Consider the following 22,090-nt stretch of genomic DNA (forward strand, 5'->3'; position numbering starts at 1 on the left):
CGCTGGAGCATTGCTTCAGCGGCCAGTCCGCCACACCTCTCCTCCGTCATCCTCGGGCTTGACCCGAGGATCCACGTCCCGCGGCTCGCCTTGAGCTCGTGGCATGGGTCCTCGGGTCAAGCCCGAGGATGACGGAGGAGAGGTGTGTGCCCAAGGATGGCGGAGCGTGCGGAGCGAGGTTTTCCGCGACCGGCTTACGTCGTCACGAAATCCGATTTGCGATACCCTTGGAGATAGAGCAGCGCGGTGAGGTCGCCGTGGTCGATGCGGATTTTTGCCTCTGCCGCGACCGCGGGCTTGGCGTGCAGGGCGACGCCGGCGCCCGACAGGTGCAGCATGCCGAGATCGTTGGCGCCGTCGCCGACGGCCATCGCCTCTTCCGGCGAAATGCCGAGGCGCTCGGAAATCTCGATGAGGGCGTCCACCTTGGCCTGCTTGCCGAGGATCGGCTCGGCCACTTCGCCGGTGAGCTTGCCGTCGGCATCGAGCAGCAGGTTGGCGCGGTTTTCGTCGAAGCCGAGCATGGCGGCGATGCGGCTGGTGAACACGGTGAAACCGCCGGAGACGAGGGCGGTGTAAAAGCCCTTGGCCTTCATGGTCGCGATCAGTTCGCGCCCGCCGGGCGTCAGCGTGATGCGCTTGGCGATGACTTCGTCGATGACGGAGACGGGCAGGCCCTTCAGCAGCGCGACACGCTCGCGAAGGGCGGGCTCGAAGGCGATTTCGCCGTTCATGGCGCGCGCGGTGATGGTGGCGACCCGGTCCTTGAGGCCGACTTCGGCGGCGAGCTCGTCGATGCATTCCTGGCCGATCATGGTGGAATCCATGTCGGCGATCAGGAGCTTCTTGCGCCGCGTTTCCGCCTCTTGAATGGCGAGATCGATCGGCGCGTTGCCGATCGCCGCGAGGATTTTTTCGCGCGCGGCCGCGATATCGCTGCCGTCGCGCAGCGCGATGTCGCAGGCGATGCCGTCGGCGAGCCAGTAGAGGCCGGAGGCCTTGACCTGATCGGCGGCCTTTTCGGCGAGCGCTGGGGTCAGGACAGGATTTGACGGATTGGCGACAAGCGTGGCAACGAAAGCCATAATGAGAAACCTTGATCGAAAGCAGGACGCGATCCTGATAACCGGCCCGACGGCCAGCGGCAAGTCCGCGCTCGCCGTGCGGCTGGCGCGCGAGCATGATGGCGTGGTGGTCAATGCCGACAGCATGCAGGTCTACGACACGCTGAACATCCTCACCGCCCGGCCGCAGCCGGAGGATATGGGTGGCATCGACCACCGCCTCTACGGCCATGTGCCGGCGGGTGCCGCCTATTCCACCGGTGACTGGCAGCGTGAGGCGACGGGCCTCGTGGCCGAGCTCAGGGCGCGCGGCAAACTGCCGGTCTTCGTCGGCGGCACGGGCCTTTATTTTCGTGCGCTGACCGGTGGGCTCGCGGATATGCCCGTCATTCCCGACGATGTTCGCGAGCGCGTTCGCGGCCGGCTTGCCGCTGAAGGGACAGAGGCCCTGCACCGGGACCTCAAGGAGCGCGACCCGCAGACGGCAGCCCGCCTGAAACCCGGCGATGGCCAGCGCATTCTTCGCGCGCTGGAGGTGCTGGAGACGACGGGGCGGTCGATTTCGACGTTCCAGGCGGCGGCGGGGCCGGCGGTGATCGATCCGGAGCGGGCGGAGAAGATCGTCGTGCTGCCCGACCGCGCCGTGCTTGCCAAGCGCATCAACCGACGGTTCGCCACGATGCTGACATCCGGCGCGGTGGAGGAGGTGAAGGCGCTGCTGGCGCTCGATCTGTCGCCCGCCATGCCGGTCATGAAGGCGATCGGAGTGCCGCAGATCGCGGCGATGCTGGCGGGTGAGATGAGCGAGGCCGAGGTCATTGAACGCGGCGCGGCAGCGACCCGGCAATATGCCAAGCGCCAGATGACCTGGTTCCGCAACCAACTCGATGAAAGCTGGCAGCGGATCGATCCGCTATTCTCTAGCGTCTGATCAGGCTGCTCAATGGCTTCTTCAGAAGCTGCTCGCGGATCGAAGATCCTTCACGCCGCGGCTCCTGCTGCTCGCCGAAGGCCGGGGCAGGGCGTGCCGGCTGGCGGTAAGGATCGGCGGCCGGGCGTGGCGGCTCGGAGGTGAGCTCGCGGCGGATCGACTCGAAGCGCTCCTGCGTCGATGGTTCATAGGCGCCCTGGGCGCCGGGCAGCATGTCCGGGCGGTAGGGTTCCGGCACGGGCGGCGTTGCCGGTCGCGATGCGGCGGCGGCGGCCTGGAGCGTGTCGATATAGTCTTCCTCGTCCTCGTAGGGCGCATCCTCGTAGCCGGTCGGAAGCGCGCCCTGGGGCTGCGAGGCGAGATAGGAATTCTGGAAGCCGGAAATATCCGGTCCGGAGATCGCGCGCATGCGCGACACGATGGAGCGCAGGTCGACGCTTTGCGGTGTTTCGTCGGAGACCTTGACGCTGGTGCCGTTGGTCTTCGGCAGGCGGTCCGCCTCCACGCGCGTGAAGCGCATGCGCATCGGCACCGCGACGGCCTCGCCGAAGGCGATCGCCTCGCCATTGCCGATCGAGGAGATGAAGCTCGTCGTCGAGGAGGAGGAATTCGGGATCGCCGAGCGGATGATCTCCTGGTCGTGCTCGTTGGCAAGGCGCATGGCGAAGATCGTCGAGCACTGCGAGAGTATGGTCGGGTCGAGTTCGCCGGGGCGCTGGGTGATGATGCCGAGCGAGACGCCGTATTTGCGGCCTTCCTTGGCGATGCGGGCGATCGCCTGGCGTGTCGGCGTGAAGCCGAGCTTGGGATCGGCCGGCACGTAGCGGTGCGCCTCTTCGCAGACCACCAGCATATGCACGCCGCCATTGCTCCACAGGCCGATTTCGAAGGCCATGCGGCAGAGCACGGAAGCGACGGAATTGACCACTTCCGACGGGATGCCGGCAAGCTGGAAGGTCGTCACCGGCTTGCCGTCGCCGGGAATGCGGAAGATGCGGGCGATCGTGTCGAGGATCGTGTCGGTGATCGTGTTCGAGGAGAACATGAAATGGTAGCGCGGGTCGTTGATCGCCGACATGATCTTGACCTTGAGCGAGCGCAGGTGCGGCTTTTCCGACCGGCCTTCGAGCCTGCCGATGCGCTCGTCGACGAGCGCCAGCAGGTCGGCGATGCGGAACGGCACCGGCGTGTCGGCCGTCACGGAGCTCTTTTCGGTCGCGCGGCGCATCAGGCCGTTTTCGCTCGTGCCACGGAAGGCGCGTTTTGCTTCCGGGATCAGGTCGCGGAGAATGTCCATCTCTTCCGGCACCGGCGGGCGGCCGCGGAAGACGACTTCGGCGAATTCCTCCAGCCGGAACAGCCAGAAGGGCAGGTCGAGCGTATCCGTATCGATGACGACGGCGAGGTCGCCGAAGGCGGAGGCGAATTCGTTGTGCGGGTCGAGGATCAGCACGCGCAGGCGCGGATCGGCCTGGATCGCCTTGTGCAGCAGCAGCGTGACGGATGTGGACTTGCCGACGCCGGTCGTGCCGACGATGGCGAAATGTTTCTCAAGCATGGAGGGCACGTGGATCGTCGCGTCGAGGGTCTCGTCCTGCGTCAGCTTGCCGATCGTGCAGACGTCGTTCTTGCCGGTGTCATAGACCTTGGCGAGGTCGGAGGCGCGGATGCGGTGGGCGATCGCGCCGAGATGGGGATAGTCCGTGATGCCGGCGGAAAAGGTCTCGCGTCCGTCCGCGCTGACATTCACTTCGCCGAGAAGCTCGACCTCGATGCGGAAGACCGTGTCGTGGTTCTCCACCCAGCTCTGCTGGTCGGTGGACATGGAATAGACCAGCGCCACGACGCGGTTGCGACCGACGGAGATGGAGATGAGGCGGCCGACCGCCCAGAGTTCCGTGAGCGCCGTCTGGCCGCCTTCGGCGACAGCGCTGATCGTGGCACGGGACCCGTTGCAGGCGACGATGCGCCCGAGCAGACGGTTGCCCACCATGCCATCCCGGCGCTCCTGCTCGCCGGCGACGATCGAATTTTGGAAATCATTGTTCAGCAATCACGGCACTCCTTGCCATCAAAGAGTGACCTTATCGGCTGCCGCTTAATAAGACGTTTCGGTGTGATACATCCTTTAGTTGTAATTTCCCAAATATGCGGGAATCCGTGCCGTTTCGAAACAGATGGAAAGGGCGTTGACGTGCGTGGGCTTTGTGGCTAACACTTCGCCCCATGAAAAATCTGACGGCAAACATTCTTGTGGTGGGAACGCGCATGGGCAGGATGGTGTAACCATCCGGCGAAAGCACCCATGCGCGGTAAGCAGGCTCCTCCAAGGGGCCTTTTTTTATGCCCAGAAATTCGATAGTCACCCCGAAATACGAATAGAGACGGACGGGAATCCGATGAGCGGAACAGAAAACCAGATGACGGGCGCGGAAATTGTCTTGCAGGCGCTGCGGGACAATGGCGTAGAACATATTTTCGGCTATCCGGGCGGTGCCGTCCTGCCGATCTATGACGAGATCTTCCAGCAGGACGACATCGAGCACATCCTCGTGCGCCACGAGCAGGGCGCCGGCCACATGGCCGAAGGGTATGCCCGCTCCACCGGCAAGGTCGGCGTCATGCTCGTCACCTCCGGCCCGGGCGCGACCAACGCCGTCACGCCGCTGCAGGACGCACTGATGGATTCGATCCCGCTCGTCTGCCTCACCGGCCAGGTCCCGACCACGCTCATCGGCTCGGATGCCTTCCAGGAATGCGACACGGTCGGCATCACGCGGCCCTGCACCAAGCACAACTGGCTGGTCAAGGACGTCAACGATCTCGCCCGCATCATCCACGAGGCCTTCCGCGTCGCCCAGTCAGGCCGTCCCGGCCCGGTCGTCGTCGATATCCCGAAGGACGTGCAGTTTGCGACCGGCACCTATACGCCGCCGTCCGCTGCCCCGATCCAGAAGAGCTACCAGCCGAAACTGCAGGGCGATGCCCGCCAGATCGAGGCGGCCGTCCACCTGATGAAGACGGCGCGCCGGCCGGTCATCTATTCCGGCGGCGGCGTCATCAATTCCGGCCCGGAGGCCTCGCGCCTGCTGCGCGAACTGGTCGAGATCACCGGCTTCCCGATCACCTCGACGCTGATGGGCCTCGGCGCCTATCCGCATTCCGGCAAGAACTGGCTGGGCATGCTCGGCATGCACGGTTCCTACGAGGCGAACATGGCGATGCATGATTGCGACGTCATGATCTGCATCGGCGCGCGCTTCGACGACCGTATCACCGGCCGCCTGAATGCGTTTTCGCCGAACTCGAAGAAGATCCACATCGATATCGACCCGTCCTCGATCAACAAGAATGTCCGCGTCGACGTTCCGATCCTCGGCGATGTCGGCAATATCCTGGAAGACATGGTCCGGCTGTGGCGCGCAGGCGCTAAGGATTACGACAAGGCGATCCAGGGCGACTGGTGGTCGTCGATCGCCCGGTGGCGGGCGCGCAATTCCTTTGCCTACAAGCAGAGCAACGACGTCATCATGCCGCAATATGCGATCCAGCGGCTCTATGAGCTGACCAAGGACCGCGACACCTATATCACGACGGAAGTCGGACAGCACCAGATGTGGGCGGCGCAGTTCTATGGCTTCGAGCAGCCGAACCGCTGGATGACCTCGGGCGGGCTCGGCACGATGGGCTACGGCTTCCCGGCAGCGATCGGCGTGCAGGTCGCGCATCGCGACAGCCTCGTTATCGACATTGCCGGCGACGCCTCGATCCAGATGTGCATTCAGGAAATGAGCTGTGCGGTTCAGTATAACCTGCCGGTCAAGATCTTCATCCTGAACAACCAGTACATGGGCATGGTGCGCCAGTGGCAGCAGCTCCTGCACGGCAACCGCCTGTCGAATTCCTACACGGAAGCGATGCCGGACTTCGTCAAGCTTGCGGATGCCTATGGCGGCGTCGGCATTTCCTGCGACAAGCCGGGCGATCTCGACGGCGCGATCCAGGAGATGATCGACGTCAAGCGTCCTGTCATCTTCGATTGCCGTGTCGCGAACCTTGCCAATTGCTTCCCGATGATCCCGTCCGGCAAGGCGCATAACGAAATGTTGCTTCCCGACGAGGCCACGGACGAAGCGGTCGCCAACGCGATCGACGCCAAGGGCCGTCAGCTCGTTTGATGAAAAGGTAGAGAAGATTATGAACGCACACCTACAGCCCACGGGCTCTGCCTATTTCATCGCCAAGGAAACCCAGGTCGCGGAGAGCCACACGCTCTCCGTGCTCGTCGACAACGAGCCGGGCGTGCTTGCGCGCGTCATCGGCCTGTTTTCCGGCCGCGGCTACAATATCGAAAGCCTCACGGTCTCCGAGACCGAGCATGAATCGCACCTGTCGCGCATCACCATCGTGACGCGCGGCACGCCGGGCGTGCTGGAGCAGATCAAGTCGCAGCTGGAGCGCATCGTGCCGGTGCACCGGGTCGTCGATCTCACCGTTCGCGCCAAGATCATGGGGCAGGAGCGGCCGATCGAGCGCGAAGTGGCGCTGGTCAAGGTCACCGGCTCCGGCGAGATGCGTGCGGAAACGCTGCGCCTGGCGGATGCCTTCCACGCCAAGGTGGTCGATGCGACGGTCGATCACTTCATCTTCGAGATCACCGGCAAATCCTCCAAGGTCGACCAGTTCGTGGCCGTCATGAAGCCGCTCGGCCTTTCCGAAGTCTGCCGCACCGGCATCGCGGCGATGAACCGCGGCCCGCAGGGCATGTAATTGGTGGCGGCGCGGCATTTTCTGCTTGCCGCCGGGGCCATCGTCGTGATGCTTGCATCACCGGCGGCCTGGGCGGAGGGTGACGATGCCGCGCCCCCTGTTGTCAGCAGCTACGATGCTGTTGGTGCGCTGGTTCGCGACAGCCAAGAAATCCAGTCGCATTACAAGGTCTGCCCCGCCGATATCGCCAAGACGGCGCGTCCGCTCTGGAAGGGCGTTTGGGCGAGCGCCGACTGGTCGGAAGAACGCTGCGGGCGTGATCTCGAAGCCTGCCACCGCGACTGCATGGAATGGCGCAACGAGAATGCCTGCTTCGCGCTCGGGCGCGTCTTCGAGGATGCGAAACCCGCCGTCTCGCCGCATCTGGCGCAGATGCTGTTTGCCGAGGCCTGCGCGCTCGGCAGCCGCGGCGGCTGCACAAACCGCGCTTCCGGCATTCGCAACGGGCAATATGACGGCGACCCGATGGGGCAGGCCGCGCCCGAGGCGCTGTCATCCTGCTACTTCCGGACATTTTCCATCAGCTGCGGCGACGGCGACGCCTGGGGCTGCACCATGCTCGGGCAATCCTACCAGATCGGCGAGGGCGTCGGCCGGGATGCCGGCGCGGCACGCCGGCATTATCTGCAATCCTGCGAGATCAACCCGGATTTCGCCGCCTGCGACTTTGCCAAGAGCCTGATGCAGGACCTCGACAGCAAGGAGCAGTAGGTTAGATCATCTCCAGCGGCCGCTTGCGGGTCGGTGGCGGGAAGGCTTCGTTGAGGAGGCGCAGATCCTCCGACGTCAGGCGGATTTCGGACGCACGGAAGTTTTCGCGCACGCGCTCCGGCGAGCCGGATTTCGGGATGGCGATGACGCCCGGCTTCGTCAGCAGGAAGGCGAGTGCGACCTGTGCGGAGCTCGCATGGTGGATGCGGCCGATTTCCTCCAGCACCGGATGGCCGACGAGACGGCCTTCGTCGAGCGGCGAATAGGCCATGATCGGCACGCCCTGCACCTGGCTCCAGCGCAACAGATCATATTCGATGCCGCGGCGGGCGAGGTTGTAGAGCACCTGGTTGGCGAGCGGGCGCGCCGGCTCGGCTACGTCGAGCAGTTCCACCATGTCGGCCTGGTCGAAATTGGAAACACCCCACGCGCCGATCTTGCCTTGCGCCTTCAGTGTCTCGAAGGCCTCGACAGTCTCGGCGAGCGGATGGTTGCCGCGCCAATGCAGCAGGTAGAGTTCGATATGGTCGGTGCCGAGGCGCTTGAGGCTCGCCTCGCAGGCGGCGATCGTGCCGGTGCGGCTGGCATTGTAGGGCAGCACCTTGCTGACGACGAAAACCCCGTCGCGGCGGCCCCTGATCGCTTCGCCGACCACCGTCTCCGCGCCGCCGTCGGCATACATTTCCGCCGTGTCGATCAGCGTCATGCCGAGGTCGAGCCCGGCGCGCAGGCTTGCGGCTTCCTCGGCCGATGATGACCCGCTCTCGCCCATGTGCCAGGTGCCGAGGCCGAGCGCCGGCACCTGCCGTCCGCCGGGGAAGGTGACTGCGGGAAGTTCCGCTTTCATGTTTCTACTCCGTTCAGGCGCCATGCATCAGCGATACGAATTGTATGCATGACAAGAATTGGCTGGTCGTCGCAAAGAGATGGACTATCAATCGCAAAAAACAACCGGAATATGCGAGAACCTGCATGCAGATCGAAATCTTTCTGGCGCTGCTGGTCTTCGCCTTCACCACCTCCATCACCCCCGGCCCGAACAACATGATGCTCTTCGCCTCGGGCGTGAACTTCGGTTTCGTGCGCACGATCCCGCATATGTGCGGCATCGGCGTCGGTTTCCTCGTGCTGCTGCTCGCCGTCGGCTTCGGGCTCGGCGCGCTGCTGGAGGCCGTGCCGTTGGTCTACACGGTGTTGAAATTCGCGGGCGGCGCCTATCTGTTGTGGATCGCCTGGAAGATCGCCATGTCGCGCACGCTCTCCGAAGGCAAGGCCGGGGCGCGGCCGATGAGTTTTCTCCAGGCCGCCGCTTTCCAGTGGGTCAACCCCAAAGCGTGGGTGATGGCCGTCTCCGCCATGGCGACCTATACCAATGCGGCGAACTATACGCTGAGCGTGCTCATCGTCGGCGTCGCCTTTGCGTTGGTCAATTTCCCGAGCGTTTCCACCTGGGCCGGTTTCGGCTCGGCGCTGCGCCAATGGCTGTCGGATCCCGTGCGGCTCAAGTGGTTCAACATCACCATGGCGCTGCTGCTCGTCGCCAGCCTCTGGCCGATGCTGCGCTAGAGTTTGTCAGGGAAAAGTGGAAACCGGTTTTCCCGAAAGACAAACGAGCACAAAAGGGTCTAGCGTATGAAGGACAAGCCAAGCCGGAGGGACCGCCTTGTCTCATGATCATGACGACCACCATCACCACGACAACCATTTTTCGCCGATGGAAGCGCGGGTGCGTGCGCTCGAAACCATCCTGACGCAGAAGGGGCTGATCGATCCGCAGGCGATCGACGCCATCGTCGAGACCTACGAGACGAAGATCGGCCCGCGCAATGGTGCCCGCGTCGTCGCCAAGGCCTGGGTGGAACCGGATTTCGCCGACTGGCTGAAGCGGGACGCAACCGAAGCGATCGCCAGCCTCAGCTATACCGGCCGGCAGGGCGAGCATATGCGGGCGGTGTTCAACGATGCGCAGACGCACAACCTCGTCGTCTGCACGCTCTGCTCCTGTTATCCCTGGTCGGTGCTCGGCCTGCCGCCCGTCTGGTACAAGGCGCCGGCCTATCGTTCTCGGGCGGTCATCGATCCGCGCGGCGTGCTGGAGGAATTCGGCGTAACGCTTTCGCAGGACAAGAAAATCCGCGTCTGGGATTCGACGGCGGAATTGCGCTACCTCGTCATTCCCGAGCGGCCGACGGGCACGGAAGGGCTCGACCAGGCAGCGCTTGCCGATCTCGTGACGCGCGACGCCATGATCGGCACCGGACTGGCGCTTGCGCCGGAGGCGCGGCCATGAACGGACCGCACGACCTTGGCGGCCAGCATGGCATGGGGCCGGTCGCGCCCGAGCCCAACGAGCCGTATTTCCACGCCGAATGGGAGCGGCAGGCGCTGGGTGTGACGATCTCCTGCGGCGCTTTCGGTGCCTGGACGCTCGATGAAAGCCGCCACGCGCGCGAAAACATCCCGCCCGCCACCTATCTCGCGGCGAGCTATTACGAGATCTGGATCCGCGCGCTGGAGGTGCTGCTTCAGCGGCACGATTTCGTCAGCGCGGCGGAACTCGCCGAGGGCCGGATGCTGGAAAAGGGTGCGGTGCCGAAGCGCGTGCTGAAGGCCGACATGGTGGCTGCCGTCCTGGCGAAGGGCGGGCCATGCGACCGTCCGCTCGCCACCGCCCCGCGCTTTGCCGCCGGTGAGCGGGTGCGCACGCGCAACTTCAATCCGACGACGCATACCCGCCTGCCGCGCTATGCGCGCGACAAGGTCGGCGTGGTCGAGACCGTACAGGGCTCCTTTGTCTTTCCGGACGACAACGCGCATGGCCGGGGCGAAAATCCGCAATGGGTCTATACCGTCGTCTTCGACGGCGGTGAGATCTGGGGCGAGGGCGCCGCACCGGGCCTTACCGTCTCGATCGACGCCTGGGAGAGCTATCTTGAGCCGGTGTGAGACGCCGGCCGATTCTCCCGGCCTGCCGAAATCCGCCGAGGGCGATCCGGTTTTTGCAGAACCCTGGCAGGCGCAGGCCTTCGCCATGACGGTGCGCCTTCATGAGCAGGGCATGTTCACCTGGGCGGAATGGGCGGCGGCGTTGTCGCGCGAGGTGCATCGTCCCGGTCGCGCCGACGATGGCAGCGATTATTTCGATTGCTGGGTCGCCGCCCTTTCGTCGCTCGTTTCGGAGCGTGGCGTGGCGAGCGAGGCCGAGCAGGACGCGCTGTCCCACCGCTGGGAGCGCGCCGCCGAGGCGACGCCGCATGGCAAGCCGATCCTGCTGGAGAATGCGCCGGATTAAGACCGGTCGGCGACGAAGCGGGCGAGCCAAGGCCCGATCAGCGTGACGAGAATCAGCCGCGCCGTCTGCAGCGTCATGACGAAGGCGATGTCGACATTGCTCGATGCGGCGATGACGGCAATCGAGTCGAGCCCGCCGGGGCTGGTCGAAAGATAGGCGGTGAGCGGATCGACGCCGAGGACGAGGATCAGCAGGCCGGCGAGCAGGCCGGAAAAGCTGATCAGCGCCAGGATCGAGACGACGGTGGGCAGCAGGGCGCGGCGCGCATGCAGGAGAATGGCGCGGGTGAAGCCGAGGCCGATGTTCCAGCCGAGCAGGGTGAAGGCGATGACCAGCAGCCATTGCGGCAGCTCTATCGTCACCGTGCCGGAGGAATTCAGCACCGCGGCGAGCGCGAAGGGCAGCAGGAAGGCGCCCGCCGGGATGCGCAGCTTCTGGCCGAGAAGGCCGGTGGTGACGCCGATCACCAGCATGGCGGCCAGCGGCAGCATCGGCACCGGCTCGAACCAGGCATGCGGCGGTATCACCGCGCCGTCGTGGCCGCCGAAATGGGCGACGAGTGTCGCAACGCTCGCGACGAAGACGACGCGCAGATATTGCATGAAGGCGACGAGCCGCGCATCCGCGCCATAGGCTTCCGCCATCATCAGCATGGTGGAGGCGGCACCGGGGGACGATCCCCAGATCGCCGTCGTGCCGGGCAGGAGGCCGGTGCGGGCGATCATCCAGCCGGAGAACGTGCTCATGCCGATGACGGAGAGCACGACGAACATCATCAGCAGCCAGTTTTCCGTAAACGTGCCGACGAAATCCTGCGACACCATGGTGGCGATCATCAGCGCCAGCACGACCTGCACGAAAAAGAAGAAGATGCGCGGCAGGCGGATCGTGCCGCCGGCAAGCGCCACGACGATGCCGGCGAGCATCGGCCCCATCAGGAGGGCGGCAGGAAACCCGGCGATCTCCAGCGGCACCGTGGTGAAGAGCGACAGGCAGCCGACAAGGCCCCATTGCAGCCAGGCCGGCAACCGGCCGGCGCCGCTCGGTGCGCTCGTTTCGTCATTCGGATTTCGGGAGGCGGGCAAATCATCGCTCCGGAAGGTTCGCGTCTCAATACAGGCAAGCGCGCGCGGCGAACAGGGTCAAATCAGGGGGTAGGCGATTCCTTCGGCACTCTTGTGAACTCGGCGTCCCGCCCCTTGCTTCGCGGGCGCGAATCCTGCCAAGTCCGGGCATGGAATTTGCACCCCAACAGGATGAAGCGCTGAAGGCCGTCGCACGATGGCTGAAGGAAGGGCGCGCGCCGCTGTTCCGGCTGTTCGGTTATGCCGGCACGGGCAAGACGACGCTGGCGCGCCACTTTGCCGAAAATGTCGATGGCGAGGTGCTGTTCGCCGCCTTCACCGGCAAGGCGGCCCAGGTGCTGCGCTCGAAGGGCGCCACCAATGCCCGCACGATCCATTCGCTGATCTATCGTTCGCGCGGCGAGGAAGAGGTGTCGGACGAGGAGACGGGCAAAACCTCGATCTCGCCGATGTTCACGATCAACCGCCAGAGCCCGGTCAGCAAGGCCGCGCTCGTCGTCGTGGACGAATGCTCGATGGTCGACGAGGCGCTCGGCAAGGACCTGATGAGTTTCGGCACGCCGATCCTCGTGCTCGGCGATCCCGGCCAGCTTCCACCGGTCTCCGGCGGCGGCTACTTTACCAACCAGGAGCCGGACTACCTGCTGACGGATATTCATCGGCAGGCGCGAGATAACCCGATCCTTCATCTCGCCATGCAGATCCGAGAGGGCGGCGATATCGCTTACGGCGATTATGGCGCAGCGCGCGTCATCGGGCGCAACGAGGTCGACCAGTCGCTGGTGCTCGATGCCGACCAAGTGCTCGTCGGCACCAACAAGACGCGGCGGCGCTACAACCAGCGGCTCCGGGAACTCAAGGGGTTTACGACCGAATACCCGCAATCCGGAGACAAGCTGGTGTGCCTGCGCAACGACCCGGCCAAGGGTCTGCTCAACGGCTCGCTCTGGCAGGTGATGAGCTCGTCCAAGGAGACTGTGAAGCCCGGTATTAACCTGATGATCCGGCCGGAAGACGACGACATGGATCGCGGCGCGGCCAAGATCAAGCTGCTGAAGGCCGCCTTCGAGAATGTCACCGAGGAAATTCCCTGGACGACGCGCAAGCGCTACGACGACTTCGATTTCGGCTATGCGCTGACCGTGCACAAGGCGCAGGGTTCGCAATGGAACAATGTCGTGCTGTTCGATGAAAGTTACGCATTCCGCGACACGCGCGAACGCTGGCTCTACACCGCCATCACGCGCGCCGCGGAAACGCTTACCATCGTCCGTTAGCCAGGCCCCCGCACGACGGACCGCCCATCAGGGAGCGGATAGAAGGGCCGGTCGTCATGTCCGGCCCATGCGTCGGCCTCAGTGGCCGACGATCCCGAGCATGACCGCCTTGGCGACGGCCTGGAAACGGTTGTTGCTGTTGAACTTGGCGATGATGTTCTTTTCCATCACCTGCACTTCGCCGGGCTCGATTTCGAGTGCGCGGGCGATGCGGCTCGTCGGATAACCTTCCGCCATCAGGGTGAGGCAACGCAGCTCCGCCGCCGCGAGGCTCGCACTCGGCGTGTTGTCGTTGGTCTCGCTTTCGTGCGCTGCGCTGAAATCGAGCAGCTCGTTGATCTGCTGCATCTGCCGACGGATCGTCGATTGCTGTGCGGCGAGTTCGCGCTTGCGGGCGGTCATGGCGTTGCGGAAGACCCCGTCGGCCTCTTCCTGGCTTTCGGCCGCCGAGAGGTGTTCCAGCAGTTCCTGGATCACGGCGACGGGCATGCCCGTCTCGCGGCAGGTGTTGACCACCGCCATCTGCTGGATTTCTTCCGGGCCGTAGACCCGCATGGGGCCGACGCGGGCCGCCGTCAGCAAGCCCTTTTCCTCGTAGAAATGCAGCGTGCGATGGGTCACGCCGAAGGCGTTCGCCATGTCGGCGATGGCAAGCCGCCCTTCCGGCAGGTTTTCCGGCAAGGGTGCGACGGGCAGGAAACGAATGGATTTGCGCGCGCCCGTCCGGCTGTCGGCCTTCTTCGACTCATTGGTCATCATGAAAGCGGCCCGCAAATAAGAAATCTGGTCATGTGCTTAACCCCCGGTCGCCGGCAAAAATCCTCTTCCCCGTGAAGTCTGGATCTAGAGCCGGCGGACAATGCCCACCATTCCTCCGGCTGTGCAGGCCGGTGGAACTGTATACGATCGCGCAAAGGTTCCCGATCCGTTTCGCGACGCGATTGTGCAGGATCATGAACCCGAGCGGCACACATTACCAATCCGCCCAGCATCGTAAAATAAACCCAAGGCTTGGGCGTGCCTATCGTTATATCTAGGGATGTATTTTCTGGCGGCGCGGGCGCGTGGGCTGCAAGGAAAAGGCGAGTGCTACCGGGTCAGGCTGAAGCTCGTTCCGTCGGGAATCGGCGCTTCCGCAAGGGCCGCGGAGGGTTGCAGCGTGCAGGCGGACGGCCGGCCGAGCGGCGGCGTGCCGCGCGGCGGGCCTTGTTCGCTGTGTGCAAGACATTCCATCGTGCCGCTTGCCGTGCCCGTGCGCATGGCGTGGCGATAAAGCGGGCCGGTCGCCGACAGGGTGCGGGCGGCGAAATTGACGGCCTCGTAGGCGATGCCCGCCTTGCTGCGCAGCTGCTCGGGGGAGAAATGCCGCGCATAGACCGTGTCGCCGGATTGTTCGTGGATCAGGCGCGCGTAGATGCCGTGGCCGTCCGAACGATTCTCGATGCGGATCGAATAGGAGAGCGGATGCGTGTCGGCCGCCTCGCGCTTGTCGACGAGGTGCACGGTCCGGTGATAGCCGGCGGAACCGGCGATGGCGCGGGCGAGCGCATTGCATTCGCCGCCCGACGGCCAGCATTGCACGATGTGCAGGCTCGGCAGAGCCTGGGCGCGGCCGGCAAGCCGGTTCTGCACCGAGAGTACAAGCTGCGCCTTGGCGATCGCCGCATTGGTCGCCTCCGGGTAGACGGAGGGCGCCAGGAAGAACAGCGGCAAAAGCGAGAACAGCGCGATCGGCGAGGAGATCGGCGCCGGCAGCCAGGAGCGGCGCGGTGCAGGCTTCTGCCGCACCAGCGGGCGCACGATGGCCGCTACGGGCGCGGCCGGTTCCGGGCGGTCCTTGAGGATGCTGTATTCGGGAACGTAGCTGCCGAGCGGAACGCGGATGCGCAGGTGATCCGTCGCACCTTCCGTCTCGTAATAGTGTTCGAGAAGCTTCCTGAGCTTGCCGGCCTGCACGCGCACCAGCGGATCGTTGCCGGCGTCGAAACCCGATGGACGGGCGAAGACGTCGATGCCGATGCTGTAGCCCTTCAGCTGGGCCGCCTTGCCGGACAGTTCGTTCTCGACGATGTAGGAGAGGAACGAGCGCAGCCGCTCGGAACGGGCGAAGGTCTCGCTGGTGATGACGGCGTTGAGCGCGCGCCGTACGAGATCGCACGCCGGCCTGTCGGTCCTGCTCATGGTGTTGCCACAGAGGAGGCCATCTTCGCTGCCTGGTTTCCTTCCCGTTCCGCTATCGAGGCGCTGGAGCGCGCTATCCCCAAAATTCTGGGGGAGTTTATCGGTGATTCTTGATGATGGGCAAGGGGCGAGGCGATCCCTCCCGGGCAAATCGCGCGTGCGCCCCGTTCCTGCGGCTCTTGCGGCGATTGCCCTTGTGGAAACAACAGGCTAGACCTGTGTCCTGCAACAGGAGCCCGCTTCGTCATGCCTGCGAAACTGTCGGTCAATCTCAACGCCATCGCCATGCTGCGCAACCGCCGGGACCTGCCCTGGCCGAGCGTCACGAGCCTTGGCCGGATCGCCCTTCAGGCCGGCGCCAGCGGGCTTACCGTGCATCCGCGGCCCGACCAGCGCCATGTGCGCTTCTCCGACCTCGCGCCGATCCGCAACCTCATCGACAGCGAATTTGTCGGGCTGGAATTCAACATCGAAGGCTTTCCGGAGGAGGGGTTCATGCGCCTCGTCGAGGAGCACCGCCCCGAGCAGGTAACGCTGGTGCCGGACGATCCGTCGCAGGCGACCTCGGACCACGGCTGGGATTTCCGCAAGAGCCACAATCTTCTCGGCAACATCGTCGGCCGGCTGAAGAAGCTCGGCCTTCGTGTCTCGGTTTTCGCCGATGGCGCGCCGGACCGCGAGGCGCTGACGATCGCGAAAGAGGTCGGCTCCGACCGGATCGAGCTTTATACCGGTCCCTATGGCGGCTGCTACGACGATCCGGCGGAAGCCCAGCGCATTGCCGAGGTGCTCGGCGAGACGGCGGATATCGCCTTCGACCTCGGCCTCGACGTCAATGCCGGCCATGACCTGACGGTCGCCAACCTGCCGATGCTGGTGGCGCGCATTCCGCGCCTTGCCGAAGTGTCGATCGGCCACGGCCTCACCGCCGATGCGCTGGAATATGGCATGGCGGAATCGGTGCGCCGTTTCTGCCGCGCCTGCGGCCAGGACGTCTGACCGCGTAGTGCGGCGCCCTTTAGGAGCGCCGCACCAAAAAATCATCAGCCGAGAAACGCTGCCTTGCTGGCGGTGACGAAATCCTCGAACGAAGTCAGCGGACGGCCGGACAGCGTTTCGGCATCGCTCGTCACCACCGCGATCTTGCCTTCGCGCGTGTTGGCGTCGAAGGAGACGATGGTCGGGATGAAGCCTTCCGGCAGTCCGGCGCCCTTCAGGCCCTCGGCAAGCTGGGCATCCGTGACATGCACCACGTTGAGCGGCTTTCCGGTCGCTTCGGAAACGATGGCGGCGATCTCTTCCGCCGTGTGGGTCTGCGGGCCGGTCAGCGTGTAGGTCTTGCTCTCGTCGCCGGCCTTCAGCACGGCGCCGGTGATGGCGGCGGCGGTGTCGTCGCGGGTGATATGGGCGATCTTGCCCTCACCGGTCGCGGTGTACCAGGAGCCGGTTGCAAGTGCGTGGGGCAGCGACATGAAGAGATTTTCCGCATACCAGCCGTCGCGCAGGATCGTGTAGGGGATGCCGGTCGCCTTGATGGCCTGTTCGGTGCCGAGATGGTCGGGGGCGAAGGTGACGAGCGAATCGTCCGGCTGCGGCATGGATGTGTAGAGGATGTGGTTTGCGCCGGCCTTCTTTGCGGCGGCGACCGCGGCCTTGTGCTGGGCGAGGCGGCGGCCCGGCTTGTCGAGCGCATCCGTCGAGATGATCAGCACCTTGCCGACACCGGCAAAGGCGGCGTCGAGTGAGGCTTCATCGTCGAAATCGGCGGCGCGGACCGTGACGCCCTTGGCGGCATAGGCCTCCAACTTGGCGGTGTCGCGCGTCGTGGCGATGATATCGGCCGGCGCGACCTTGCCGGAGGCGATGAGCTTGTCGAGGACGAGGCGGCCGAGCTGGCCGGAGGCGCCGGTAACGAGAACTGTGTCGGTCATGTCTATGGCCTTTCTGGCAGGGCTGGCGGGGAGGCGCCTACGGTTCCTGCTGAGGGTTGGTCTCTTATTGAGACTTGCTCTTATCTGGTGATCTGCTAGAGCCTGTAAAGGAGGCAGTTTTTTCTGCGGTGGTTACCTAGAGGGAACCTTCTATGAACAAGATCGTCGAGCGCGCCGAGGGCGAACGCGTCATGCTGATCGACGGCATCGCCATGTCAATGGACGATTGTCCGGTGCGCGACGTGCTGGACAGCGTCGGCGGCAAGTGGACCTCGCTGATGATCCTCGGCCTTGCCGACGGGCCGCGCCGCTTTTCGCAGCTGCGCCGCCTCATTCCGGACATTTCGCAGCGCATGCTGACCCAGACGCTGCGCGACCTGCAGCGTGACGGTTACCTGACGCGCACCGTCTATCCCACCCAGCCGCCCAGCGTCGAGTATGGGCTGACGCCGCTTGGCCACTCCTTCCTTGCGCTTCTGCGCTCCCTCGTGCAGTGGTCTACGGAGAATCACGGCGCGATCCGGGCTGCACGCCTGGTCTATGACGCGGCGAAGGACTGACGCACCGGGGAAGGCGGCATGAAGCGACTGGATATCGGCATTGCCGGCGCAGGGCCTGCGGGGCTCGCGGCCGCGCTCTTTCTGGCGCGCGCCGGCCATCGGGTGGAACTCATCGAGCGTTTCGACCAGCCGTCGCCCGTTGGGTCCGGCCTGCTGATGCAGCCGACGGGGCTCACCGTGCTCGATGCTCTCGGCTTGTCGCCGGCCATTCACGCGCTCGGCAACCGCATCGACCGGCTGCACGGCGCGGATGCCCGCAGCGGCCGGACCGTGCTCGACGTGCGCTACGATGCGCTTTCCGGCGGCCGTTACGGTCTTGCCGTGCACCGGGCGGCGCTGTTTTCCGTGCTGCATGATGCGGTGGTGGCCGAGGGGCTGCCCATCCGCACCGGCATCACGCTCGCCAAGGCCGAAACCCGGCAGGCCCGCACGGCGCTGCACGATCCGGATGGCGAGATCGTCGGCGATTACGACCTGGTGATCGATGCGACCGGCGCGCGCTCGCAGCTCGTCGCGGCCTCGATCGTCTCGCCGCATGTGCGGGAGCTGCCCTGGGGCGCCTTCTGGGCGACGCTCGATTGCGACGGCATCGCGCATGATGCGCGTGCGCTCGCGCAACGTTATGACGCCGCGAAGGTGATGATCGGCGTGCTGCCTGTCGGGCGGGCGCATGCGGGCGAGGGGCGCAAGGCCGCCTTCTTCTGGAGCCTCAAGACTTCAGAGGCGGAAACGGTGAAACAGGCGGGGCTTGAGCGCTGGAAGGCCGGTATTCGCGGCTATTGGCCCGAGACGGCGCCCTTCCTCGACCAGATCACGGATTGGGATCAGCTGACGCTTGCCCGCTACGCCCACCGCACCACGCTGCCGCCCTATGCAGATGGCATCGTGTTCATCGGCGACAGCGCCCATTCGACGAGCCCGCAGCTCGGGCAGGGGGCGAACATGGCGCTGCTCGACGCGGCCGCGCTGGCGCATGCGCTATCGTCGGCGGCATCGCTGGAGGAGGGGCTGGCGGCCTATGCGGCCGCCCGGCGCAGCCATGTGCGGCTGTTCCAGCTTCTCTCCTATGTCTTCACGCCATTCTACCAGTCGGATTCGCAGGCGATCGCCTGGCTGCGCGACAGGCTGGTCGCGACCGTCGCGAAAATACCGCCGGCGCCGCAGATCCTGGCGGCGATCGTCTCGGGCACGCTCACCGACCCGTTCGCACGGGCCGGTCTCGAAGAGTGCCGCTGGCAGGAGAAGGCGCTTCGCGAGGCCTGAACGGCCTCAGGCCGCCTTGCTGGCGACGATCGGGCCAAGCGCGAAATCGACGGCCGCCCTGGCATGGATCGCGGTCGAATCGAAACCCGGCAGCGGCAGGTTTTCGGGATCGAGCAGCAGGCAGATTTCCGTGCAGCCGAGGATGACGCAGTCCGCCCCTTGTTCGCGCGCCGCCTCGATCAGGGCGAGCGCGCGCTCGCGGGAGTTCTCAAGCACCTTGCCCTGGCAGAGCTCGTTGAAGATGACGTCGTGGATCAACGTGCGGCCGGCGTCGTCCGGCACCATCACGTCGAGGCCGGCCGCCTTCATGCGGTCCGCGTAAAAACCGTGTTCCATCGTGTAGCGCGTGGCGAGCAGCAGCGGGCGGCGCTTGCCGGCCGCGAAAATTTCGCGTGCGGTCTCGTCGATGATGTTGAGGAGCGGCGCCTTGACGGCGGCCTGAACCGCATCGGCGACGAGATGCATGGTGTTGGTGCAGATCAGCACGCAGTCCGCGCCGGCTTTTTCGAGGCCCGCGGCCACGGCGCCGAGGCGCTCGCCGGCGGCATCCCAGCGGCCCGCCTTCTGAAGGTCGACGATCGACTGGAAATCCACCGAATGCACCAGCACGTCCGCCGAATGCAGGCCGCCCAGCCGCGCACGCACCGCCTCGTTGATCATGCGGTAATAGACCGCCGTGCTCTCAAAGCTCATGCCGCCGATAAGGCCGATCGTCTTCATGCTCGTCTCCCGCTGGTGATGTCCATGACGACCAGAATGCCGCGCCCTTCGCGGCGATTGTTCGCAAAGTTTCGATCGATTTGGTATGCTGGCGCCAATTATTCTTGCAAAATTGCTCATCTGCGCGCTTTCATTGCTCCATCTTTGAATTGAGCGGAGAATCTCGGCGTGCTGGATGAGCGGGACCGGAAATTGCTGGCGCTGTTGCAGGAGGATGCGGGCGCGCCCGTCGCCGTGCTGGCGGAGAAGGTGAACCTGTCGCTCTCGGCTTGCGCGCGCCGCATCCAGCGGCTGGAGGAGAGCGGGCACATTGCGGGGCGGGTGGCCCTGCTTGACCGCGAGAAGATGGGCGTGCCGACGACGGTTTTTGCGCTGATCAAGACGGCGCATCACAGCGACGACTGGATCGCGCTGTTTTCCCGGGCGATCGCCGATATTCCAGAGGTCGTCGAGGCGCACCGGCTGACGGGCAACTACGATTATATCCTGAAGATCGTGCTGCCGCGCGTCGAGCATTACGACGTGGTCTACAAGCGCATCGTGCGCAAGGTCGAACTTTTCGACGTTTCCGCCTCGATCTCGATGGAGGTGCTGAAAAGCGGATCGCGCCTGCCGGTCGATCACGCCGAATAGCGGGCATAAGAAAGGCCGGTCGAAACCGGCCTTTCCATTTCAGTGCCGTGGCGGCGATCAGGCTGCGGCGAGCTGATCAGCCGACATCTTGCCGGACTTGCGGTCGCGGACCAGCTCGAAGCTGACCTTCTGACCTTCGTCCAGACCCGTGAGGCCGGCGCGCTGAACGGCGGAGATGTGGACGAAAACGTCCGGCTCACCGCTGTCCTGCTGAATGAAGCCGTAGCCCTTGGTCGTGTTGAACCACTTTACGGTACCAGTTGCCATGACGAAACCTTTCTAAGCCGTCAAATCAATCTTCGGTCGCCGGATTGGCGACCATGGGAGGTCGAATTTGAAGGGTAGGTTCGTACTGCAGGCGGGAACGCCTGCAAATGCAGAAGTCAACGTTCAAATCTCGATGCGGGAGAAATAAGTGCTTCGACGCCCCGGGTCAAGACAGGAGCGCGCCGGCTTTTGTGCTTGATCAATCCGGCGGTGAGAGGGCCGGATCGTTCGCGCATTTCGCGATCGGCAACTGGCGGAAGGAATGGATGGCAAGGATGCGGCCGTCGGCATCGTCGGTGTCCACGCTCATGCAGGCGCAGGCATAACCATAATTACCGTTGGTGCGCACATAGTCGCCGGCGGAAATGTCCGGGATGATGTCGATGCCGTCAGGCTCCTCGCCGCCACCCTGCGTCATCAATGTCCAGCTTCCGTCGGCGTCATTCAGCCACCAGTTCGCCGGTGTGGGATTGTGCAGCCAGCCGCAACGGTTTTCGGCGGCGTCAGCGGCCGTGCCGGCAAGAGCGATCAGGAGGGCACCCAGAACCAGTCTTTTCATCGCCATACCCTCACTTCACGATCTTCTTGCAGTGAAACATGTCGCCGCTCGCTTCCGAGGCCCAGTCCATCTCGCTGTCGGTGATGTTGGCGAGGCCGATGCGGTAGTCGTCGGCGAAGGTCAGCGTATAGGCGCCGCCGTCCTTTTCGCTTTTGACGATCGGCATGGGGCCTTCGCCCGAATCATAGGTGTCGGCGGTGAAGGTGAAGGTCGCGACCTCGCAATTCCAGGTGCCGACATAGGGCGGCTCCTCGGCGGCGATTGCGGGCAGGGCGGAGAGAAGAAGGGCGGCAGCGGCGAGGCGAAACATAGCGGGAATCCGTCGCAGGAGGGCAGGCACTCCCATAACGGGTAGCGCCTGTTCCTTATTCCCGTATTCCCATGCGATGAAAAGAAAAAGTCCCGTCAGGAACGGGACTCTTTCTGGATCAGGCAGGACGCCGCTTGTCGACGCGGTGATGGTCGAGGAAGGCGGCGATGGCAGCCTCGCCGTAGAGGCGGCGCTGTTCGACGAGAGCCACGGCCAGCCGGGCGGCATCGCCGAAGGTGAGGATGTCCGCGCCGGCGGTTGCCGGATTGCGGGCAAGGGTGTCGGCAACGATCTCCGCCATGGTGCGTGGCAGGATATCCGTGCACTCGCGCATGCTTTCGAAGACGATGCCGATGGGAATGATCTGGTCTTCGTAGATCACCATCGGTTCGGCGCGTTCGTCTTCCCAGGCGTCAAAGGCTTCCAGGGCGTCGCCGAACACTTGCTGCAGAGTGATGGGAGCATGTCCTTCGTGAAGGTCTGGCAGGAAATTCAACATTTTCTGTCTCCTTGGCGTAAGGGCGTTTCGCTTCGTA

At 64.6% G+C, this 22,090-nt stretch carries 25 protein-coding genes; 13 read left to right on the plus strand and 12 right to left on the minus strand.

The features are described 5' to 3' along the window. Positions 1–194: 194 nt before the first annotated feature. Positions 195–1,085 carry a phosphoserine phosphatase SerB gene (gene serB, locus AC1RWL_RS11160; RefSeq protein ID WP_493094740.1) on the minus strand — a complete coding sequence of 297 codons (891 nt, stop codon included), beginning with the start codon at positions 1,083–1,085 and terminating at the stop codon, positions 195–197. Between serB and miaA the strand changes: the two genes are divergently transcribed. Beyond that, a complete protein-coding gene (gene miaA, locus AC1RWL_RS11165) occupies positions 1,084–1,995 on the plus strand; it encodes a tRNA (adenosine(37)-N6)-dimethylallyltransferase MiaA (protein WP_493094954.1) in 912 nt (303 codons plus the stop codon). The two genes, serB and miaA, sit on opposite strands and share 2 nt — an antisense overlap. On the opposite strand, the gene AC1RWL_RS11170 is transcribed toward miaA, so the two are convergent. Further along, positions 1,985–3,988, minus strand: coding sequence for an ATP-binding protein (locus AC1RWL_RS11170; protein ID WP_493094953.1), 2,004 nt, complete (start codon positions 3,986–3,988; stop codon positions 1,985–1,987). The genes miaA and AC1RWL_RS11170 overlap by 11 nt on opposite strands. A gap of 406 nt (positions 3,989–4,394) precedes the next feature. Here AC1RWL_RS11170 and AC1RWL_RS11175 point away from each other — a divergent pair, with 406 nt between their 5' ends. From AC1RWL_RS11175 to AC1RWL_RS11185, 3 genes are read left to right on the plus strand one after another with little or no spacing between them, the layout of a single operon-like run. Beyond that, positions 4,395–6,173 (plus strand): acetolactate synthase 3 large subunit, encoded by a 1,779-nt coding sequence (locus AC1RWL_RS11175; protein WP_435266960.1) that lies wholly within the window; start codon positions 4,395–4,397, stop codon positions 6,171–6,173. Between the two features lie 19 nt (positions 6,174–6,192). Beyond that, entirely contained in the window at positions 6,193–6,765 is a 573-nt protein-coding gene (gene ilvN, locus AC1RWL_RS11180) for an acetolactate synthase small subunit (protein WP_256117038.1), read from the plus strand. Between the two features lie 45 nt (positions 6,766–6,810). Next, entirely contained in the window at positions 6,811–7,476 is a 666-nt protein-coding gene (locus tag AC1RWL_RS11185) for an SEL1-like repeat protein (protein ID WP_493094739.1), read from the plus strand. Position 7,477: 1 nt separating this feature from the next. On the opposite strand, the gene AC1RWL_RS11190 is transcribed toward AC1RWL_RS11185, so the two are convergent. Next, positions 7,478–8,323: an aldo/keto reductase gene (locus AC1RWL_RS11190; RefSeq protein WP_493094738.1), complete on the minus strand. Its 846-nt coding sequence runs from the start codon at positions 8,321–8,323 to the stop codon at positions 7,478–7,480. A gap of 125 nt (positions 8,324–8,448) precedes the next feature. On the opposite strand from AC1RWL_RS11190, the gene AC1RWL_RS11195 reads away from it, so the two are divergent. From AC1RWL_RS11195 to AC1RWL_RS11210, 4 genes are all read left to right on the plus strand, one after another. After that, positions 8,449–9,042, plus strand: a complete 594-nt coding sequence (locus AC1RWL_RS11195; protein ID WP_256117034.1) for a LysE family translocator — start codon at positions 8,449–8,451, stop codon at positions 9,040–9,042. Between the two features lie 148 nt (positions 9,043–9,190). Continuing rightward, entirely contained in the window at positions 9,191–9,766 is a 576-nt protein-coding gene (gene nthA / locus AC1RWL_RS11200) for a nitrile hydratase subunit alpha (RefSeq protein ID WP_493094952.1), read from the plus strand. Then, positions 9,763–10,422 (plus strand): nitrile hydratase subunit beta, encoded by a 660-nt coding sequence (nthB, locus tag AC1RWL_RS11205; protein ID WP_493094737.1) that lies wholly within the window; start codon positions 9,763–9,765, stop codon positions 10,420–10,422. The genes nthA and nthB overlap by 4 nt, the downstream gene beginning before the upstream one ends. After that, on the plus strand, positions 10,409–10,768 hold the full coding sequence (locus tag AC1RWL_RS11210; RefSeq protein ID WP_493094736.1) for a nitrile hydratase accessory protein: 360 nt from the start codon (positions 10,409–10,411) through the stop codon (positions 10,766–10,768). The genes nthB and AC1RWL_RS11210 overlap by 14 nt, the downstream gene beginning before the upstream one ends. On the opposite strand, the gene AC1RWL_RS11215 is transcribed toward AC1RWL_RS11210, so the two are convergent. Continuing rightward, positions 10,765–11,853, minus strand: coding sequence for an AbrB family transcriptional regulator (locus AC1RWL_RS11215; protein WP_493094735.1), 1,089 nt, complete (start codon positions 11,851–11,853; stop codon positions 10,765–10,767). The two genes, AC1RWL_RS11210 and AC1RWL_RS11215, sit on opposite strands and share 4 nt — an antisense overlap. Before the next feature lie 149 nt (positions 11,854–12,002). On the opposite strand from AC1RWL_RS11215, the gene AC1RWL_RS11220 reads away from it, so the two are divergent. Beyond that, complete coding sequence (locus AC1RWL_RS11220; protein ID WP_256117029.1) at positions 12,003–13,130, plus strand: ATP-dependent DNA helicase; 1,128 nt, start codon at positions 12,003–12,005, stop codon at positions 13,128–13,130. Between the two features lie 78 nt (positions 13,131–13,208). Here the strand turns inward: AC1RWL_RS11220 and AC1RWL_RS11225 are convergent, their stop codons facing one another. Together AC1RWL_RS11225 and AC1RWL_RS11230 are read right to left on the minus strand one after the other, a co-directional pair. Continuing rightward, positions 13,209–13,886: a MerR family transcriptional regulator gene (locus tag AC1RWL_RS11225; protein WP_435267202.1), complete on the minus strand. Its 678-nt coding sequence runs from the start codon at positions 13,884–13,886 to the stop codon at positions 13,209–13,211. A 333-nt stretch (positions 13,887–14,219) separates the two neighbouring features. Beyond that, complete coding sequence (locus AC1RWL_RS11230) at positions 14,220–15,311, minus strand: hypothetical protein (RefSeq protein ID WP_493094734.1); 1,092 nt, start codon at positions 15,309–15,311, stop codon at positions 14,220–14,222. 246 nt (positions 15,312–15,557) lie between these two features. On the opposite strand from AC1RWL_RS11230, the gene AC1RWL_RS11235 reads away from it, so the two are divergent. Next, the gene (locus AC1RWL_RS11235; RefSeq protein ID WP_493094733.1) at positions 15,558–16,310 is read left to right on the plus strand and encodes a pyridoxine 5'-phosphate synthase; all 753 of its coding nucleotides are present in this window, start codon (positions 15,558–15,560) and stop codon (positions 16,308–16,310) included. Positions 16,311–16,354: 44 nt separating this feature from the next. On the opposite strand, the gene AC1RWL_RS11240 is transcribed toward AC1RWL_RS11235, so the two are convergent. Beyond that, positions 16,355–17,242: an SDR family oxidoreductase gene (locus AC1RWL_RS11240; RefSeq protein ID WP_493094732.1), complete on the minus strand. Its 888-nt coding sequence runs from the start codon at positions 17,240–17,242 to the stop codon at positions 16,355–16,357. Positions 17,243–17,394: 152 nt separating this feature from the next. On the opposite strand from AC1RWL_RS11240, the gene AC1RWL_RS11245 reads away from it, so the two are divergent. After that, positions 17,395–17,802: a winged helix-turn-helix transcriptional regulator gene (locus AC1RWL_RS11245; protein ID WP_493094731.1), complete on the plus strand. Its 408-nt coding sequence runs from the start codon at positions 17,395–17,397 to the stop codon at positions 17,800–17,802. Positions 17,803–17,820: 18 nt separating this feature from the next. Next, positions 17,821–19,065, plus strand: a complete 1,245-nt coding sequence (locus AC1RWL_RS11250; protein ID WP_493094730.1) for an FAD-dependent oxidoreductase — start codon at positions 17,821–17,823, stop codon at positions 19,063–19,065. Positions 19,066–19,071: 6 nt separating this feature from the next. Here AC1RWL_RS11250 and AC1RWL_RS11255 read toward each other — a convergent pair whose 3' ends face one another. After that, positions 19,072–19,785 carry an aspartate/glutamate racemase family protein gene (locus AC1RWL_RS11255; protein WP_493094729.1) on the minus strand — a complete coding sequence of 238 codons (714 nt, stop codon included), beginning with the start codon at positions 19,783–19,785 and terminating at the stop codon, positions 19,072–19,074. Positions 19,786–19,953: 168 nt separating this feature from the next. Between AC1RWL_RS11255 and AC1RWL_RS11260 the strand changes: the two genes are divergently transcribed. Then, positions 19,954–20,418: an Lrp/AsnC family transcriptional regulator gene (locus AC1RWL_RS11260; RefSeq protein WP_493094728.1), complete on the plus strand. Its 465-nt coding sequence runs from the start codon at positions 19,954–19,956 to the stop codon at positions 20,416–20,418. Positions 20,419–20,475: 57 nt separating this feature from the next. Here the strand turns inward: AC1RWL_RS11260 and AC1RWL_RS11265 are convergent, their stop codons facing one another. From AC1RWL_RS11265 to AC1RWL_RS11280, 4 genes are all read right to left on the minus strand, one after another. Then, complete coding sequence (locus AC1RWL_RS11265) at positions 20,476–20,685, minus strand: cold-shock protein (RefSeq protein WP_256117019.1); 210 nt, start codon at positions 20,683–20,685, stop codon at positions 20,476–20,478. A 199-nt stretch (positions 20,686–20,884) separates the two neighbouring features. After that, entirely contained in the window at positions 20,885–21,244 is a 360-nt protein-coding gene (locus AC1RWL_RS11270) for a DUF4087 domain-containing protein (protein ID WP_493094727.1), read from the minus strand. A gap of 10 nt (positions 21,245–21,254) precedes the next feature. Next, a complete protein-coding gene (locus AC1RWL_RS11275) occupies positions 21,255–21,554 on the minus strand; it encodes a hypothetical protein (protein WP_256117017.1) in 300 nt (99 codons plus the stop codon). A 118-nt stretch (positions 21,555–21,672) separates the two neighbouring features. Beyond that, positions 21,673–22,053: a BRA0787 family protein gene (locus AC1RWL_RS11280; protein WP_256117016.1), complete on the minus strand. Its 381-nt coding sequence runs from the start codon at positions 22,051–22,053 to the stop codon at positions 21,673–21,675. Positions 22,054–22,090 lie beyond the last annotated feature (37 nt).

The organism is Shinella sp. GW821-FHT10F02 (assembly GCF_058809275.1).